Origin of the sequence: Pseudomonas caspiana, from assembly GCF_040224095.2 — a bacterium.
GTDB lineage: Bacteria > Pseudomonadota > Gammaproteobacteria > Pseudomonadales > Pseudomonadaceae > Aquipseudomonas > Aquipseudomonas caspiana.
In genome coordinates this window covers 4,877,978-4,894,108 of sequence record NZ_CP167995.1, presented here as the reverse complement: position 1 = coordinate 4,894,108, position 16,131 = coordinate 4,877,978, and the positions used below count along the sequence as shown (strand labels likewise).

Annotated in this window: 14 protein-coding genes; 5 read left to right on the top strand and 9 right to left on the bottom strand. The window is 56.2% G+C overall.

Annotated elements, in window-relative coordinates; all coding sequences use genetic code 11:
- Positions 1 to 65: 65 nt before the first annotated feature.
- The 3 genes from ABRP31_RS22230 to ABRP31_RS22220 are packed head-to-tail and all read right to left on the bottom strand — an operon-like array spanning position 66 to position 5,842.
- Positions 66 to 1,526: an AdeC/AdeK/OprM family multidrug efflux complex outer membrane factor gene (locus ABRP31_RS22230; protein WP_349969723.1), complete on the bottom strand. Its 1,461-nt coding sequence runs from the start codon at positions 1,524 to 1,526 to the stop codon at positions 66 to 68.
- Complete coding sequence (locus tag ABRP31_RS22225; RefSeq protein ID WP_349969725.1) at positions 1,523 to 4,684, bottom strand: efflux RND transporter permease subunit; 3,162 nt, start codon at positions 4,682 to 4,684, stop codon at positions 1,523 to 1,525. Before ABRP31_RS22225 ends, ABRP31_RS22230 begins: the two co-directional genes overlap by 4 nt.
- 3 nt (positions 4,685 to 4,687) lie before the next feature.
- Positions 4,688 to 5,842 (bottom strand): efflux RND transporter periplasmic adaptor subunit, encoded by a 1,155-nt coding sequence (locus tag ABRP31_RS22220; protein WP_087264772.1) that lies wholly within the window; start codon positions 5,840 to 5,842, stop codon positions 4,688 to 4,690.
- Positions 5,843 to 6,091: 249 nt separating this feature from the next.
- On the opposite strand from ABRP31_RS22220, the gene ABRP31_RS22215 reads away from it, so the two are divergent.
- The 3 genes from ABRP31_RS22215 to ABRP31_RS22205 all read left to right on the top strand — a co-directional run bounded on the left by ABRP31_RS22215 (position 6,092) and on the right by ABRP31_RS22205 (position 9,083).
- Positions 6,092 to 6,724: a TetR family transcriptional regulator gene (locus ABRP31_RS22215; RefSeq protein WP_087264771.1), complete on the top strand. Its 633-nt coding sequence runs from the start codon at positions 6,092 to 6,094 to the stop codon at positions 6,722 to 6,724.
- A 275-nt stretch (positions 6,725 to 6,999) separates the two neighbouring features.
- Positions 7,000 to 8,133: a type VI immunity family protein gene (locus ABRP31_RS22210; RefSeq protein ID WP_372488989.1), complete on the top strand. Its 1,134-nt coding sequence runs from the start codon at positions 7,000 to 7,002 to the stop codon at positions 8,131 to 8,133.
- 116 nt (positions 8,134 to 8,249) lie between these two features.
- Complete coding sequence (locus tag ABRP31_RS22205) at positions 8,250 to 9,083, top strand: cache domain-containing protein (RefSeq protein WP_372489468.1); 834 nt, start codon at positions 8,250 to 8,252, stop codon at positions 9,081 to 9,083.
- A gap of 195 nt (positions 9,084 to 9,278) precedes the next feature.
- On the opposite strand, the gene ABRP31_RS22200 is transcribed toward ABRP31_RS22205, so the two are convergent.
- The 3 genes from ABRP31_RS22200 to ABRP31_RS22190 all read right to left on the bottom strand — a co-directional run bounded on the left by ABRP31_RS22200 (position 9,279) and on the right by ABRP31_RS22190 (position 12,272).
- Complete coding sequence (locus tag ABRP31_RS22200; RefSeq protein ID WP_349969728.1) at positions 9,279 to 10,784, bottom strand: MDR family MFS transporter; 1,506 nt, start codon at positions 10,782 to 10,784, stop codon at positions 9,279 to 9,281.
- A gap of 126 nt (positions 10,785 to 10,910) precedes the next feature.
- The gene (locus ABRP31_RS22195; protein WP_167384306.1) at positions 10,911 to 11,081 is read right to left on the bottom strand and encodes a hypothetical protein; all 171 of its coding nucleotides are present in this window, start codon (positions 11,079 to 11,081) and stop codon (positions 10,911 to 10,913) included.
- A gap of 261 nt (positions 11,082 to 11,342) precedes the next feature.
- Positions 11,343 to 12,272, bottom strand: a complete 930-nt coding sequence (locus tag ABRP31_RS22190; RefSeq protein ID WP_349969729.1) for an AraC family transcriptional regulator — start codon at positions 12,270 to 12,272, stop codon at positions 11,343 to 11,345.
- Between the two features lie 319 nt (positions 12,273 to 12,591).
- On the opposite strand from ABRP31_RS22190, the gene ABRP31_RS22185 reads away from it, so the two are divergent.
- Together ABRP31_RS22185 and ABRP31_RS22180 are read left to right on the top strand one after the other, a co-directional pair.
- On the top strand, positions 12,592 to 12,921 hold the full coding sequence (locus ABRP31_RS22185) for an antibiotic biosynthesis monooxygenase family protein (RefSeq protein ID WP_349969731.1): 330 nt from the start codon (positions 12,592 to 12,594) through the stop codon (positions 12,919 to 12,921).
- Positions 12,922 to 12,974: 53 nt separating this feature from the next.
- Positions 12,975 to 13,214, top strand: a complete 240-nt coding sequence (locus ABRP31_RS22180) for a hypothetical protein (protein WP_349969733.1) — start codon at positions 12,975 to 12,977, stop codon at positions 13,212 to 13,214.
- On the opposite strand, the gene ABRP31_RS22175 is transcribed toward ABRP31_RS22180, so the two are convergent.
- From ABRP31_RS22175 to ABRP31_RS22165, 3 genes are all read right to left on the bottom strand, one after another.
- Complete coding sequence (locus tag ABRP31_RS22175; protein ID WP_087264765.1) at positions 13,215 to 13,838, bottom strand: flavin reductase family protein; 624 nt, start codon at positions 13,836 to 13,838, stop codon at positions 13,215 to 13,217.
- A 138-nt stretch (positions 13,839 to 13,976) separates the two neighbouring features.
- Positions 13,977 to 14,396, bottom strand: a complete 420-nt coding sequence (locus ABRP31_RS22170; RefSeq protein ID WP_087264764.1) for a hypothetical protein — start codon at positions 14,394 to 14,396, stop codon at positions 13,977 to 13,979.
- 355 nt (positions 14,397 to 14,751) lie between these two features.
- Positions 14,752 to 16,077, bottom strand: a complete 1,326-nt coding sequence (locus ABRP31_RS22165) for an MFS transporter (RefSeq protein WP_087264763.1) — start codon at positions 16,075 to 16,077, stop codon at positions 14,752 to 14,754.
- Positions 16,078 to 16,131 lie beyond the last annotated feature (54 nt).

Below are 16,131 nucleotides of genomic sequence, written 5' to 3'. Positions count from 1 at the left end.
TCTGAAGCAATAAAAAACCCACCGATGAGGTGGGTTTTTTATTGAGTGGCTTATCAGGACAAGAGTTAGAACAATTGAACTGATGGCTTCTCTTTATCTATCGGTTTGGCCTGACCGGTTTGCTCGTACCAGCCACCGCCGAGGGCCTTGTACAGGTTGACCTCGCTGGTGAGTTGGGAGAGGCGGTCGGTGATCAGCGATTGTTGTGCGCTGAACAGCGAGCGTTGAGCATCAAGGAAGGTCAGGTTGCTGTCGATCCCGATCCGGTAGCGACGTTCGGCCAGACGGTAGTAGTCCTGGTTGGCATTGACGAAATCACGCTGGGCTTGCAACTGTTCGTTGTAAGTCTTGCGCGAGGCCAGGCCGTCAGAGACTTCCTGGAAGGCGGTTTGAATCGCCTTCTCGTAATTGGCAACGCTGATCTCTTTCTGGATTTTCGAGTAATCCAGGCTGGCACGAAGGCTGCCAGCGTTAAAGATCGGGATGTTAATGCTTGGCTGGAACAACCAGGTACCCGAACCGCCATTGAACAGGCCGGAAAGATCCGGGCTGATCGTACCGGCGTTGGCTGTCAGGCTGATGCTCGGGAAAAACGCCGCACGGGCCGCGCCGATATTGGCGTTGGCAGCTTGCAACGAATGCTCGGCTTGCAGGATGTCTGGACGACGCTGCAGCAGATCCGAAGGCAGCCCTGCTGGCAGAGCGCTCAACAGGTCGGCACTCAAAGGCTGAGCGGGCGGCAAGTTGTCCGGCAGGTTAGTGCCAAGCAGCAAGGTCAGGTTGTTCTGATCCTGAGCGACCTGACGCTGGTAGCGCGCCAGCGCAACCTTGGCGCTTTCCACCGAGGTCCGTGCCTGGCTCAGATCCAGCGCCGACGAGACGCCCACTTCATTACTGCGGGAAGTCAGACGCAGACTTTCCTCGTAGGTCTTGAGTGTTTCTTCGGTCAGCTTGAGCAGCTCTTTATCAGCCTGCCAGGTCATGTAGGCATTGGCGACGTTTGCCACCAGGCTGATCTGCGTGCTGCGACGGGCTTCTTCACTGGAGAAGTACGTCTGCAGAGCTTGCTCGCTCAAGCTGCGAACCCGACCGAAGAGGTCCAGTTCGTAGGCGCTGACGCCCAGCGTGGCGGAATACTGGCTGGTAATGCCTGATTGGCCAGTGGTCGACATATCAGCTGGCAACCGTTGACGGCTGCCGCTGCCATCAGCAGAAACAGCCGGGAACAGATCGGCACGCTGGATGCGGTACTGCGCACGGTAAGCGTCGATGTTCAGCGCCGCGACACGCAGGTCGCGGTTATTGACCAGTGCAGTCTGAATCAGCTGTTGCAGGGCAGGGTCATGGAAAAACTGACGCCAGCCCTGTTCAGCTGCCGCGACGTTCGCCGCTTCAGTCGGCGAATAGGCCGGACCTTGCGGGTACTGCGCCGCGACCGGAGCCGCAGGCTGTTTGTATTCAGGGATCAGCGAGCAACCACTGAGGATGACCGCAGTGACTGCCAGGGAGATCAGGGACTTGCTCATTGGCCAGCCTCATCATGTGATGTTTGTTTCTCGTGTTCCTTGTCGTACTTGCTCTTGAACATCGACGACACGGCAACGTAGAACATTGGGACCCAGAAAATTGCCAGGACGGTGGCGGTGATCATACCGCCGATTACGCCCGTACCGATTGCGTGCTGGCTACCCGAACCGGCACCGGTGGAGATCGCCAGCGGTACCACGCCGAGGATAAACGCCATGGAGGTCATGATGATCGGGCGCAGACGCATGCGGCAGGCTTCCATCGCCGCATCCACCAGACTCTTGCCCTGTTCATGCAGTTCTTTGGCGAACTCGACAATCAGGATCGCATTCTTCGCCGCCAGCCCGATCGTCGTCAACAAGCCGACCTGGAAGAACACGTCGTTGGACAGGCCCCTCAGGCTGGTTGCCATCAGTGCACCGATGATACCCAGCGGTACAACGAGCATGACCGCAATCGGAATCGACCAGCTTTCATACAGTGCGGCCAGACAGAGGAACACGACCAGCATCGACAGTGCGTACAGCGCAGGCGCCTGGGAGCCGGACAAACGTTCTTCGAAAGACAGGCCGGTGAAGGCATAGCCGATACCCGATGGCAGCTTCTTGGCAATCGCCTCGACTTCCGCCATGGCTTGACCCGAACTGTAGCCCGGAGCCGGTGTACCGAGAATTTCCATTGCTGCTACGCCGTTGTAACGCGACAGCTTCGGCGAACCGTAGATCCACTCGCCTGTGGCGATAGCCGACAATGGCACCATGGTTCCTGCGTCATTGCGCACATACCACTTGCCCAGATCCTCTGGGGTCATGCGGCTTGCCGCTTCACCCTGCACGTACACTTTCTTCACCCGACCGCGGTCGATGAAGTCGTTGACGTAGCTGCCACCCAGTGCGATGGACAGGGTCTGGTTGATGTTCGACAAGGTGATGCCCAGGGCACTGGCCTTCTCGTCATCGACGGTGAGTTCGTACTGCGGCTCATCGCCCAGGCCGTTAGGACGTACGCCTGCAAGAATCTTGCTCTGCGCCGCCATACCGAGGAACTGGTTACGCGCCTCGAGCAGCTTCTCGTGGCCTACACCGCCCTGGTCCTGCAGGTACACGTCGAAACCGGTTGCGTTACCCAGTTCGAGTACCGACGGCGGGACCACGGCGTACACCATCGCGTCGCGGAAGCTGGCGAAGTGTGCCTGAGCCCGTTCAGCAATTTTGAAAACGGTATTTTCGGAGTCACGTTCGTCCCACGGTTTCAGCATTACAAACGCAAGGCCCGAGCTCTGACCGCGACCGGCAAAGTTGAAGCCGTTGACGCTGAATACCGAGTTCACGCCGTTGCCTTCGCCGTTCTCTTTGTCGAGCAGGAAGGTACGCATCTCGTCGATGACTTTCTGCGTGCGCTCGGCAGACGAACCGGCCGGGGTTTGCACCTGGGCGAAGATCACGCCCTGGTCTTCTTCGGGCAGGAACGCACTCGGGATGCGGGTGAACAGGAAGATCATGCCCGCAACGATGAGCAGGTACACGCCGAACGCTGGCAGCTTGTGAGTCACCATCCGTCCCACGCCGCGCTCGTAGCTGTCTACGCCACGATCAAAGGTACGGTTGAACCAGCCGAAGAAGCCTTTTTTAGGTTGGCCGTGTTTTTCCGGATCGATCGGCTTGAGCATGGTGGCGCAAAGCGCCGGGGTGAAGATCAATGCGACCAGTACCGACAAGGCCATCGCCGAAACAATGGTGATCGAGAACTGTTTGTAAATAACCCCTGTAGACCCCCCGAAGAACGCCATTGGCAGCAGTACCGCCGAAAGCACCATGGCGATACCCACCAGTGCGCCCTGGATCTGCTCCATGGATTTCTTGGTCGCCTCTTTGGGCGATAAATGCTCTTCGGCCATCACCCGCTCGACGTTCTCCACCACCACGATGGCGTCGTCCACCAAGAGTCCGATGGCCAGAATCATGCCGAACATGGTCAGGGTGTTAATCGTGAAACCGAACGCCGCGAGGATGCCGAATGTACCAAGCAATACTACCGGCACGGTCATCGTAGTGATCACGGTAGCCCGGAAGTTCTGCAGGAACAGGTACATCACCAGGAACACCAGCACGATCGCTTCGATCAGGGTGTGCACAACACCCGAGATCGATTCAGTCACGGTCGGGGTGGTGTCGTATGGATAAACCACTTTCATGCCAGGCGGAAAGAACGGCTCCAGGTTGGCAACGGTGGCGCGAATGGCCTTGGCGGTGTCGAGTGCGTTAGCACCGGAAGCCAGTTTGATCGCCATACCAGAAGCGGGTTTACCGTTGAACTGTGCGTCAATGCTGTAGTTCTGGCCACCGAGCCCGATGCGGGCTACGTCACGCAGACGTACTTGCGAGCCGTCGGTATTGACCTTGAGCAGAATGTTGCCGAACTGCTCAGGGGTTTGCAGACGCGTCTTGCCGATAATCGTGGCATTTAGCTGGGTACCGGGCAGGGCAGGCAGGCCACCCAGTTGGCCGGTTGCGATCTGTACGTTCTGTGCAGAAATCGCTGTGCTCACATCAACCGGTGTCAACTGGAAGTTGTTGAGCTTGGCCGGATCCAGCCAGATGCGCATGGCGTACTGCGAACCAAATACCTGGAAGTCGCCCACACCGGAAGTCCGGGAGATTGGGTCCTGGATGTTGGAAACGATGTAGTTGGACAAGTCTTCACGGGTCAGACCGCTGCCGTCTTCGGCAACCAGACCGATTACCAGCAGGAAGTTCTTCACCGATTTGGTAACGCGCAGACCCTGTTGCTGTACTTCTTGTGGCAACAGCGGCGTGGCGAGGTTGAGCTTGTTCTGGACCTGAACCTGAGCGGTATCCGGGTTGGTACCCTGGTTGAAGGTCACGGTGATGGTCATGCTGCCGTCGGAGTTACTGTCCGAGGAAACATAACGCAGGTTATCAATACCGTTGAGCTGTTGCTCAATGATCTGCACCACGGTGTCCTGCACGGTCTGCGCCGAAGCGCCCGGGTAGGTAACCTGAATGTCGATGGCTGTCGGCGCAATGGCCGGGTATTGGTTGATCGGTAGTTTCAGGATCGAAAGCGTACCCACCAACATGATCACCAGGGCTAATACCCAAGCGAAAATGGGGCGGTCAATAAAGAATTTAGACATCGGTTACTCACCTTTGCCAGTGGCGGCAGGGGCGGACTGAGCGGACTGGGCTGGCGTGAGGTTGGTCGCTTCCTTGACCGTCACTTGCGCGCCTGGCTTGACGAATTGCAGACCTTCGGTGATTACGCGATCACCCGGCTCCAGACCTTTTTCGATCAGCCAGTAAGCACCTGAAGTGCGGTTGGCGATGAGTTCGCGCTGCTCAACCTTGTTGTCTTTATTGACCACCAGGGCTGATGGCTTGCCGCGCATGTCACGGGTCACGCCTTGCTGTGGAGCAAGAATGGCTTCGCTTTTCACACCAGCTTGCAGTTGGGCGTGAACGAACATGCCAGGCAGCAGGGTGTGGTCAGGGTTCGGGAATACTGCACGCAGGGTCACGGAGCCAGTCGCCTGGTCTACCGACACTTCTGAGAACTCAAGTTTGCCCGGCTTGCTGTACTCGCTGCCGTCTTCCAGGGTCAGCTTGACCGTCGCGGCGTTGTCCCCGGCTTTTTGCAGCTTGCCGCTCTCCAGGTCGCGACGCAGCTTGAGCATCTCGGCGGAAGACTGGGTCACGTCAACGTAGATCGGATCAAGTTGCTGGATAGTTGCCATCGCGTTGGTCTGACCGCTGGTGACCAGTGCGCCTTCAGTCACATCGGAGCGCCCGATACGGCCAGAGATCGGTGCCATGACCTTGGTGTAACGCAGGTTGATCTGAGCGGTCTGCAGCGTGGCCTGTGCTTCCTGGCTGGAAGACAGGGCAGTGTCGTATTCCTGACGGCTTACGGCTTGCTCGTTGACCAGTTGCTTGTAGCGATCAGCCAACGACTTGGCCGACTGCAAAGTCGCCTTCGCGCTGTTGGCCGTGGCTTCGTAAAGCGCTGGATCAATCTGATACAGCTGTTGGCCGGCCTTCACATCAGCGCCTTCTGTAAACATGCGCTTGAGAATGATGCCGTTGACCTGTGGCCGAACCTCGGCGATGCGATAAGCCGTGGTGCGGCCCGGCAGTTCCGAAGTCAGGGTGTAGGGTTGGGCTTTGATGGTGACGACGCCGACCTGAGGAGGTGCAGCTGCAGGGGCTGCGGCTTCTTCCTTTTTACTGCATCCACTGAGCAGTGTTGCCAGGGCGACGGCAGTGACCAGTACGGTAACAGCTGGCTTGAATTGCATGAAGATCCTCGGGTCAGGAGCCTGGGTGCTCAAGAAAAGTGAAAGGGTGTGAAAAATTCTGGTTGGATAAGTAGTAGGCTAACGAATATACTTACATTCACGGTTGTTTGTAAATAGCCAGTATTGCTTCTCCAAGCCGTGCTGACTGGGGATCGAAGGTTCGGGACAAGGTGCTACAAATGCCGCCCGGTTTTGCTTCAGGGCCACGCAATTCGTGGCGCGTAGCATATTTAATGAGGTTTTACTGCCATGGTTCGTCGTACCAAAGAGGAAGCTCAGGTTACCCGTAGCCAAATTCTTGTAGCCGCCGAAAAAGCGTTCTATGAAAGGGGGGTTGCGCGTACGACTCTGGCAGATATCGCATCCTTGGCAGGCGTGACTCGCGGTGCGATTTACTGGCACTTCAGCAACAAGGCAGATCTGGTGCAGGCGATGCTCGACAGCATTCAGGAGCCACTGGAAGAGATGGCCAAGGCGAGCGAAAGCGAGGACGAGGTCGACCCATTGGGTTGCATGAAGAAATTGCTTATTCATTTGTTTCATGAAATTACACTGGACCCAAAAACGCGTCGCATTAATGAGATCTTGTTTCATAAATGCGAATTCACCGATGAAATGTGCGATTTCCGCCTTCAGCGCCAAGCCAACGCGCTGGAGTGCAACGACCGTATTGGCCTGGCTCTGAGTAACGCCGTGCGTAAAGGTCAACTGCCCGCAGATCTGGACACTGTCCGCGCTTCTATCGCCCTTCATGCCTACATCGACGGCATGCTGGGTCAATGGCTACTGATTCCTGATAGCTACTCGCTCAACGACAGAGCCGAGAAGTGGGTTGACGCCGGTTTGGATATGCTGCGCCTCAGCCCCGCGCTACGCACCTGAAACTTTTGTCAGAATATTCCCGTTCCCCACAGCCCGCATCTATATCGAAGTATGAAGTGACTGCCCAGTCACTTTACCCACACCTTACGCTGTTGGCGCAATGCCACTATGACTGTCGGCGATCAAAAGCGTTCGGCAGAGGCTATTTTTGTAGGAATTGAGTAGGACACTTCTTGAAGTGTGTAGCTGATTTCCCAAATTGATTTTCCAGTATTGTCCCTGCCGGCAACTCCCTTCACTCTTCCGCGGCATTCGATGACCGGGAGAATAAAAGCGTGTTGCAAACCGTACCTGAAGCAGTAGGAATTCCGGGAAGACTCAAGGACCAGGCCAATCAATTATTGGCTGATGCTGCACAATGCCGACCCGCCGCTAGACTCGGCCTGATGACCACTTTGTATTTCAAGCACGGTCACACTGAGCAGATCAGGCGGCGTATCGAGGAATGTTTTACACATTTTTACGACACGTTTCGCTCGGCCCTTGATTGGCAGTCCTATCAGCGCCTTCGAAAGCTGTCTCCGAGCAGTTTCTCTATCTGTCGACGGCAAGTGCTTGAAAGCTCGCCAGACGAGCCGCTGCTGTGGTCAATTTCCAGCGCCAGGCCAGTCGAAGCCGCCACTCATTGCATGTCGGTGATGGCCCCCTCGCAATCTCAGGCGGCTACGGATCACTCCTGTCTGAAAATGCTCCTGCCCTGGTCCTTTTTGATGGAGAGAGACGGCGCCAGGGTTTATGAAGGATGGATCAAATATCTATGTAATCAGACTCAGGCCGAGCATGGCTACGGCGGTCTTGTGTGTGTCTTGCCAGGAGATGGTCTGCGTTATCTGCCACTGGAATATGAGCTGGCGCGAAACTATATCGGTCTGATGGTGGATGCCGGGCCTCACATGGAAAGCCTGCGTTTACTTGATCGAATCAAGGGCGTCAGTTGGTACAGCGTTCTGGGGAACCGGTTCGTGCATCAGTTGGGCGGCAGTGACCGCTTGCGCAGCGTGCTCAGTACCCATAGCGATGTGGTTTTTCATACTTACGAGCATGGCCTGATGATTCGCGCTGGCGTGTTACCCACCTTGGGCGGCAAGAGCGAGGCGCCATCGAGTGCTTACGTGGCGGTCAATAAAGTGCTCAAACCCATACGGGTGCAGGATACCGGGTGCCTGCATCCTTGCCCGGGGCGGGGCATCGGTTTTACCGAGCAATCCACTGCGCAGTGGTACGCACGCTTCGACGAAAAGCCCATGGCTTCGGTGCGTGCCGGTCAGCCTTGCCCGCAGACCGGCCACTGGTTCAGCAGCGCCATGGCGCGCTCCCGGCGTTTCTTCAACAAAGGTGAAGTCATGCCTGCTTTCGAGCACCTCAAGGCCGAGCGTACGCAGTGGTTCTGGACTGATTTCAGCGGATAGTGATACGGCGCTGACGACCCCTTTTTCATGAATGATTCTTCATCATCCGGCGTTTGTCTAAGCTCTGTGCAGACTTACAAAAAAAGGGGCCGTTCATGCAATTTTCACCACGACGTATGGGTGTTGTTCTGGGGGTTCTATGCTCCGCCTGGCTTGGTCAGGTGTGGGCTGGGGTCGAAAGCCCGGAGCAGGGGCCTGCTGCCAGAGCTCTGCTGGAGAAAGCGGTTGCCCGTTATCAGCAGGCGGGGGACAAGTCGTTTGCCGAATTCAGCCGTCAGGGTGAGTTCGTTGATGGGGAGCGTTATGTGTTCGTCGTCGACACCCATGGCGTCATGCTTGCCAGCGGTGGCCCCTCGGTGGTGTTGATTGGTCGCGATGTCTCTCAGGTGCTGGAGCCGGACCTGCAAAAAGCCTTCAAGGATGTTTTGCAGACGCCGGAAAGCAAAGGTGTACAACAGGCTGAATACCGCTGGCATAACTGGGCCGACGGTAAAGTCGAGCGTAAGCGGGTTTACTTTCAGCGTGTTGGCGAGCGGATTCTGGCGGTGGGTTACTACGTCCCTCGTGCATCGCCTGAACAAGCCAGAGCTTTATTGGACAAAGCAGTCAAGGAATTGAGTCGCGACCAGAAAGGGACCCTCAGTGCAATCAACAGCCTGCGAGGCGGTTTTTTGCAGGATGACCTTTATGTGTTCGTGGTCGATCTGAACAGCAAGCGTTATGTCGCTCATGGCACCAACCTGCGATTGATCAACACCGACTTCCGCAAGGTCAAAGACCCGGAAGGCAAACCGGTCGGCGAGCCAATGTTGGCGCTGATTGGAAAGCAGGACACCGCTGAATACGAGTACCGCTGGCGCAATCCCGTAACTGGCAAAGTAGAAAACAAGCATGCGTATGCGCGCAAGGTTGGCGATTATCTGGTGGCGGTGGGGTATTACAGCCAGTAGCTAAGCGGGGGTTAACTCTGGAAATAGCTCTGTCTCCGCGCGATGAGCTGTAGATGGGGCTCTGTGGGAGCGAATTCATTCGCGAAGACGGTATGTCAGACCCTGAGTTTTTCGGGGGCGCCTATTTCGCGAATGAATCCGCTCCCACAGAAAAACATTCAGGCTAAATGATCGTTGCCCGTTGATCAGCTCTCTTTATTCTCTCCCCCGCAACAGGTTGTTGGGCATCGCCAGTGCGGCAGCCAGACCCAGCAGTGAAATGGCTGCGCTGACGATCATCAGGTGGCGGAAGGTCAGTAACAGCTCATCACGCAAGATTTGCAGCGCCGGGCCGCTGGCGGCATTGAGGCTGTCCATCAGCACGTTGCCTGACGCACCTTCACCGCCGATCGAGCCTGCACCAGCCAACCCTGCATCACCAAATTCAGTGCCTTGCAGCATTGCCAGCAACAATGCCGACATCAACGCCACGCCCACCGCGCCACCCAAAGAGCGAAACAGGTTAGTAGTGCTGGTCGCCACGCCCATGTCGTGTTTCGCGACCGAGTTTTGCGTCCCCACCAACGACGTTGGGAACTGCATGCCACTGGCGATTCCTGTCAGCACCATAAACAAGCTGGTCATCAGCAAGGATTGCGGCGGGGTGAACGCCATGCCCAGAATCGCAATCGGCATCAACATTGCGCCGGTAAGAATCATTGGCTTGTAGCGGCCGGTCAATGAAGTGCGACGCCCCGCAAAAAAAGCGCCCATGGGCATGCCGATCGCCAGTGGCAGAAGGTGCAGTGCGGCGCTGTCGGCACCGCCGCCGGTGACCGTTTGGAATCGTAGCGGCACCAGCACGATCAGCGAAATCGCCTGGAAGCTGGTGAAGAAAATCGTGCACCAGCAGAGCACTGCGCTGCGGTTGGTGAACAAATGCATCGGCAACAGAGGCTCCAATGCTCGCCGTTCGTACCAGACGAAACAAACCAGAGCCAGCAATGCGATACCGAGCAGCGTCAGTACCTGTTGATCCCGCCAGCTATGGCCCTGGCCAATTTCAGTTATGCCCAGCAACAGCGCCGTCAGGCCGACGATCATCAACACCGTACCCAGGTAGTCGATGATCGGTTTGCGTTGCGGGACAGGCAGGCCGAGTAACGTGCGTTTGGCGAACCACCACGCAATCAAGCCCAGTGGCAGGTTGATCAGGAACACCCAGCGCCAGGAGAGGTATTGAGTCATGACGCCTCCCAAAACCGGACCTGACACACTGGCCAAGGCGTACATGCCGCTGAAATAGCCTTGGTAGCGTCCGCGTTCTCGCGGCGGAACAAGATCGCCGATAATTGCCTGACTGACTGAAACCATGCCGCCCGCGCCAATACCTTGAATGACTCGCGCCAGCACCAGTTGCTCCATGCTCTGCGCTATGCCGCAGAACAGCGAGGCCAATGTAAAAAGCCCCAGGCCAAACAGCATCAACTTGCGTCGGCCGTAAAGATCCCCGAGCTTGCCGTAAATCGGTACGGCAACGGTCAGTGCAACCATGTAGGCGGAAATCACCCAGGCCAACAGGTCGAAATCATTGAACTGGGTAGAAATAGCGGGGATCGAGACGGCAACAATCGTCTGATCAAGGGCGCTGAGAAATACGGCCATCATCAACGCGTACAGGACGCTACGGATTGAAGGCGTGGTCTGGGCAATACTTGTCAAGGCAGAACCTGATCGACAGTGATTTCCGCCGAATGCCGACGGGGAGCGCAATCAGTCTAAGCCGATAGCTCCCTAATCGATAGCTGCCTTATGCATTTCCAGCCACTTAAACGCTTCAGCGAAGCCTTATCGCAATGCGCTGAATGTCGCGTTACTGGGCACGCAATGACCGAAGCTGCATGTCGCCACTTGTGGCGCCTGACGAGCCAGTTCGTTGCGGTAAACACCCGCTGCATACACCGCGATAACGGCGCTGATACTCAGAACGGTGACGCATTTTTTTATTTTTATGTTCATGTCGCTTTCCTCATTCCAACTACTTGGCAGTTCAGGAAGGATTAAAGCGAGTGTAGGGCAGGCGTGCAGGGGGCGTAGGACAGAATTGATCTATGGGGTATGGCGTATTGCCTTAAAAGTTATAGCGTCTATAAGTACCAACCACTTCTGCCGTAGGAGCGCACGAGCAACGCGAGGCCGCGATGGCGTTATGTCAGGCGCAAATGCTATCGCGGCCTCGCGGTACTCGTGCGCTTCTACAGGAGTGTGTGGCGAACAGCGCTAAACAGTGGCCCGCAACCGGGCAAGATCGCGCAACGGCGGGGCACCGAACAGACGACTGTATTCCCGGCTGAACTGCGATGGGCTTTCGTAGCCCACTCGGTAACCGGCAGCCGAGGCGTCCAGCCCATCGGCCAGCATCAGGCGTCGCGCCTCCTGAAGCCGCAGCTGCTTCTGATACTGCAATGGACTCATGGCCGTGACTGCCTTGAAGCGATGGTGCAGGGTTGAAACACTTAAGTTCACTTCCCTGGCCAGTTCTTCAATGCGCAAGGATTCGGTGAAGTTCTGGTTGAGCCACCTGATCGCCTGGGTGACGCGATGAGTCTGGCAACTGGTGATGGCTATTTCGTAGAGGCGATGGCCTTGGGGGCTACGCAACAGTCGATAGAGAATTTCGCGTTTGATCAGCGGCGCGAGCATGGGGATGTCTTTCGGGCTATCGAGCAAGCGTGACAGGCGTAGCACTGCATCCAGCAACTGCGTGTCGATCCTTTCGATATAGAGGCCGCGTCCGCTGGGGCGGGTCGGAACGCTCATGGGACCTGCTTCGGCGATCAGGGCGTTAATATCTGCCGGGTCGATATCCAGTCGCAAAGCCAGATTCGGATTTTCCGGTGTCGCGTGAAGGATTCTGCCGCTCAACGGCAACGCGACAGACAGCACCAGGTAGTTGAGTGGATCGTAAGTGTAGGTCTCGTCACCCAGACGCACTTCCTTGCTGCCATGGGCAAACAAGCAAAGCGCAGGCTGAACCAGGCTAGGCAGCGATTGCGCCGGGCTTTCATAGCGCACCATGTGCAGCGGCGAAATAGCCGTCTGAAATGAGCCTTCGGCAGGAGCGAACCGGCGAACCAGGTCAGCCAGCTCGATTCGCTGCTTCTCGAGGTCTTCGCTAAGCGGTTCTTTGAGTGGCTGAAGTGGCGGCATGAGCGAGTCCTTTAATCCTTCATTGATGTGCCCAGCTTATTTTTGTGCAAGCCAAAGCACTACCTGAATCCTGCGAGATGATTGCCTGATTCTGCCGGAGTGCATGTTTCACGCTGTCAAACCGGGTCTGCCTTTGCCTGTTACTGCGTTGGCGTTGCATGAAGTCTGCCCCTTCTGTATCGCGTGATTTTCACAGCTACGCAGGATCAGGCAAGAAGCCGACAGTAACTGACTAACGAGTGTTGCCCTAAGCCTCTAATCTCGGTTCCTGTCGCCGCACCCTGAAAACATCATCCTGTACACCAAAGGAGCTATGACCATGCCTCAGTCATCATCAGTGAGCCATCTGGTTTTCGCCCGCGCCAGGACTGGTCACAGCGAACAACTGGGCGAGCGCTTGCTCTGCCTGGTCGATCCTTCTCGCACGGCTGAAGGTTGCTTGAGCTTCGCTTTGCAGCGCTCGCTAAAGGATCCGGACCTGTGGCTCATTTCCGGCTGCTGGGTCAGCGAAGAGGCAATGAACAGCTGGCTGACCACCCCCGAGTTACAAGTGTTTGCCGACGTCATGCAGACCTATATGGTCAGCAGCCTGGATTTCCATACCTTTGCCACACTTGCTGAGGCCGAGCACCTGATGCAAGCGGTTTGAGCGTCGTAGGTTTAGAATCCCCAGCTTTCAAAGCACAGGCAGGATCTGGACCCATGGCACGTAAAGAACTCAATGGCTTCGAAGCGGTTTCAGCAGTCGTCCCGGGCGAAGGTGGCTACAGCGCCGCCATTGCAGTAAAGGGCCTGGAGGCCGGTGGTGCACCGGTATTCAATCGGGTGCTGCCAGAGCAAAAATTCAAGACCGCCCATGAAGCTGACGTTGCAGCTACCGATGAGCTGAACCGCTTGATCGATATCGATGCTGAGGGCGGTCTTTCATTTCAGGCTCATTGATCAGGCTTTGGGGCGGTGCATCTTGAACAGCGCTTCCGGACCTAGCTGGAAGTAGTCTGCCGGGCCGCCGCCACGCAGAATAGGCTCGCCAGCCGCGGTGTCGTAAATCCCGTCCTTGAGCAGTGATTTTGCGATATGCACCGCCACCACTTCACCCAGAATCAGCCAGCTAGGCACGACTTCTTTGTCGGCGCGTTGTAACTGGATGATCTGGGTCACCTTGCACTCGAACGAAACCGGCGTTTCCTTAACGCGCGGCACGGCCACTATTTGCGATGCCAGCGGCGTCAGGTTTGCCAATTCGAACTCACTGACATCCGCAGCAACCGGTGCGCAGCTCTGATTCATGGCTTCAGCCAGCGACCGCGTGGCCAGATTCCAGACAAACTCGCCAGTCTGTTCGATGTTGTTCAGGCTGTCTTTGCGCCCAACGCTACAGAAGCCAATGATCGGCGGGATGTAGTTGAAGGCGTTGAAGAAGCTGTACGGCGCCAGATTCAACTTGCCGTTGGCATCTTGTGACGAGATCCAGCCGATAGGGCGAGGACCTACGATTGCGTTGAACGGATCGTGTGGCAGGCCGTGGCCTTGGGAGGGTTCGTACGAATAAATATCGTCTGACATGTGCTAATCCTGTGGGCTCAAAGGCGCATGAAAAGATGCGTCTATAGTGCCTGACATTCAAAGCGTCTGACATTTTTGCGTGACTCAAAAACGATTAAGCCCGGCGCAAGGCCGGGCTAAAAGGAACCGTTCGATCAGTTAGATCAGACGATTTGCACCTACGCGGTCTGCGCCATCAGCGGCCAGACGATTTGCACCAACGTGGTCGGCACCGTCAGAAGTCAGACGATTTGCACCTACACGGTCAGCACCGTCTTCAGCCAGACGATTTGCGCCTACGTGATCAGCACCATCAGCGGCCTGGCGGTTAGGACCTACATTGTCGGCACCGTCAGCAGCCAGACGATCAGCACCAACCTGGTCGCTGCCAACAGCCGCTTGGCGGATGCTGCCTACGTTGGTGTGTACGGAACCGCCTTCGGCAACAGTAAGGGTCGAAGACTGCTCAACCGCGTTGGTGTGGTTGTTGCCTGGCAGGCTTGGAAGTTGTGGCGAAGCGAATGCGCTTGAAGCCAGAACAGAGAATGCAATGCCAAAAATCAGTTTGTTGGTTTTCATGATGGTGTACTCCAGTAATCGAATGGGTTGTCAGTTCGGTATGGAGTGAATGCTACGCGCCTGAAATTTATTCAGAAGTGAATAGCAGTGCTAACGACCATCGCTAGAAATGATAGTTGGATACAGGGCACGATTTTCGGGCTTCTCAGCTTGACCTGCATCAGGACGGTGCATTTTTTTGAAAAATCTTGCAATAAACCCTCTTGACAAATTTAAATTGTCATAATTATTGCGTTTTTTGTTGGTTTTTTAGCTGTGCATTGCACCGATCTGGCGGGTGCCAGTTGAGAATTTCTCGTATTAAAAAGGGCAGACCCACGAGTGTGGCTGCCCTTTATCATTGCCGCTGATGGAATCAGTCGGTTTCGATGCGTGAGTGCTTGCGTGTGTCTTTCATGAACACGTAAACCAGCAACGAACAGGCGATACACGCCGTAACGTACCAGTAGTACCCGGTTTCCATACCAATGCTCTTGAACCAGAGCGCGATGTATTCCGCCGTGCCGCCAAAGATCGACACTGTCAGTGCATATGGCAGACCAACGCCCAATGCGCGAATCTCGGTAGGGAACAGTTCCGCTTTCACCACTGCGTTGATCGAGGTGTAACCGCTGACGATGATCAGCGCCGCCATGATCAGGAAGAACGCACCCCACCAGGTCTGGATCGTATGCAGGGTGGTCAGGATCGGCACGGTGCAGAGCGTACCCATCACGCCAAAGGCGATCAGGATGGGGCGGCGACCGACCTTGTCCGATAGCGCGCCAACCAGCGGCTGAATCACCATGAACAGGAACAGGGTTGCGGCAGAGATAGTGGTCGAGTCACTGATACTCATCCCTACTGTGTTTACCAGGTACTTCTGCATGTAGGTGGTGTAGGTATAGAAAGCCAGCGTGCCGCCCATGGTCAGGCCCACGACAGTCATCAGTTCCTTCGGATGGCGCATCAAAGTACGCATCAGGCTTTCTTTTGGCTTTTCCTTCTTGGCACGGGTAAACGATTCGGTTTCTTCCATGCCACGACGCAGGAACAGCGCAACCACAGCACAGAGTGCGCCGATCACGAACGGCACGCGCCAGCCCCACGAGTACAGTTGCTCGGTGGTCAGCGTCTGCTGCAGCACGATCAATACGGCGAGCGCGATGAGTTGGCCGGAAATCAGCGTCACGTACTGGAAGCTCGAGAAGAAGCCGCGACGTTCCTTGGTTGCCATTTCACTGAGATAGGTAGCCGAGGTGCCGTACTCGCCACCGACTGACAGGCCCTGCAGCAATCGGGCGAAGACCAGCAGGATCGGAGCGCCGACGCCGATGACTTCATAGCCCGGTGTCAGCGCGATGATCAGGGAGCCGAAACACATCAACAGTACCGAAGCCATTAGTGCTGCCTTGCGGCCCTTGCGGTCAGCGTACAAACCCATCAGCCACCCGCCAATCGGGCGCATCAGGAAGCCTACGGCGAAAATGGCTGCGGTATTGAGAAGTTGCGCTGTGGTGTCGCCTTTCGGGAAAAAGGACTTGGCGAAGTAAAGGGAAAAGGCGGCGTAGACGTACCAGTCATACCACTCGACCATGTTGCCGACCGAGCCGCTGAAAATCGATTTGAGACGACTTGAGGTGGTTTTTTCAGCCGCTGGAGCGTTGGCCGACCCTTTAGAAGCAGAGTTGGGAATGTCCATCATGTTCCTTTTTATTCATTGTTTTTAGAATGGCGCGTCAGTGCGCGGCCTTGC

Excerpts from the sequence above, each read along its gene's own strand:
- ABRP31_RS22230 (WP_349969723.1), bottom strand. The coding sequence starts at position 1,526 with ATGAGCAAGTCCCTGATCTCCCTGGCAGTCACTGCGGTCATCCTCAGT.
- ABRP31_RS22225 (WP_349969725.1), bottom strand. The coding sequence starts at position 4,684 with ATGTCTAAATTCTTTATTGACCGCCCCATTTTCGCTTGGGTATTAGCC.
- ABRP31_RS22220 (WP_087264772.1), bottom strand. The coding sequence starts at position 5,842 with ATGCAATTCAAGCCAGCTGTTACCGTACTGGTCACTGCCGTCGCCCTG.
- ABRP31_RS22215 (WP_087264771.1), top strand. The coding sequence starts at position 6,092 with ATGGTTCGTCGTACCAAAGAGGAAGCTCAGGTTACCCGTAGCCAAATT.
- ABRP31_RS22205 (WP_372489468.1), top strand. The coding sequence starts at position 8,250 with ATGGGTGTTGTTCTGGGGGTTCTATGCTCCGCCTGGCTTGGTCAGGTG.
- ABRP31_RS22195 (WP_167384306.1), bottom strand. The coding sequence starts at position 11,081 with ATGAACATAAAAATAAAAAAATGCGTCACCGTTCTGAGTATCAGCGCC.
- ABRP31_RS22190 (WP_349969729.1), bottom strand. The coding sequence starts at position 12,272 with ATGCCGCCACTTCAGCCACTCAAAGAACCGCTTAGCGAAGACCTCGAG.
- ABRP31_RS22185 (WP_349969731.1), top strand. The coding sequence starts at position 12,592 with ATGCCTCAGTCATCATCAGTGAGCCATCTGGTTTTCGCCCGCGCCAGG.
- ABRP31_RS22180 (WP_349969733.1), top strand. The coding sequence starts at position 12,975 with ATGGCACGTAAAGAACTCAATGGCTTCGAAGCGGTTTCAGCAGTCGTC.
- ABRP31_RS22175 (WP_087264765.1), bottom strand. The coding sequence starts at position 13,838 with ATGTCAGACGATATTTATTCGTACGAACCCTCCCAAGGCCACGGCCTG.
- ABRP31_RS22170 (WP_087264764.1), bottom strand. The coding sequence starts at position 14,396 with ATGAAAACCAACAAACTGATTTTTGGCATTGCATTCTCTGTTCTGGCT.
- ABRP31_RS22165 (WP_087264763.1), bottom strand. The coding sequence starts at position 16,077 with ATGGACATTCCCAACTCTGCTTCTAAAGGGTCGGCCAACGCTCCAGCG.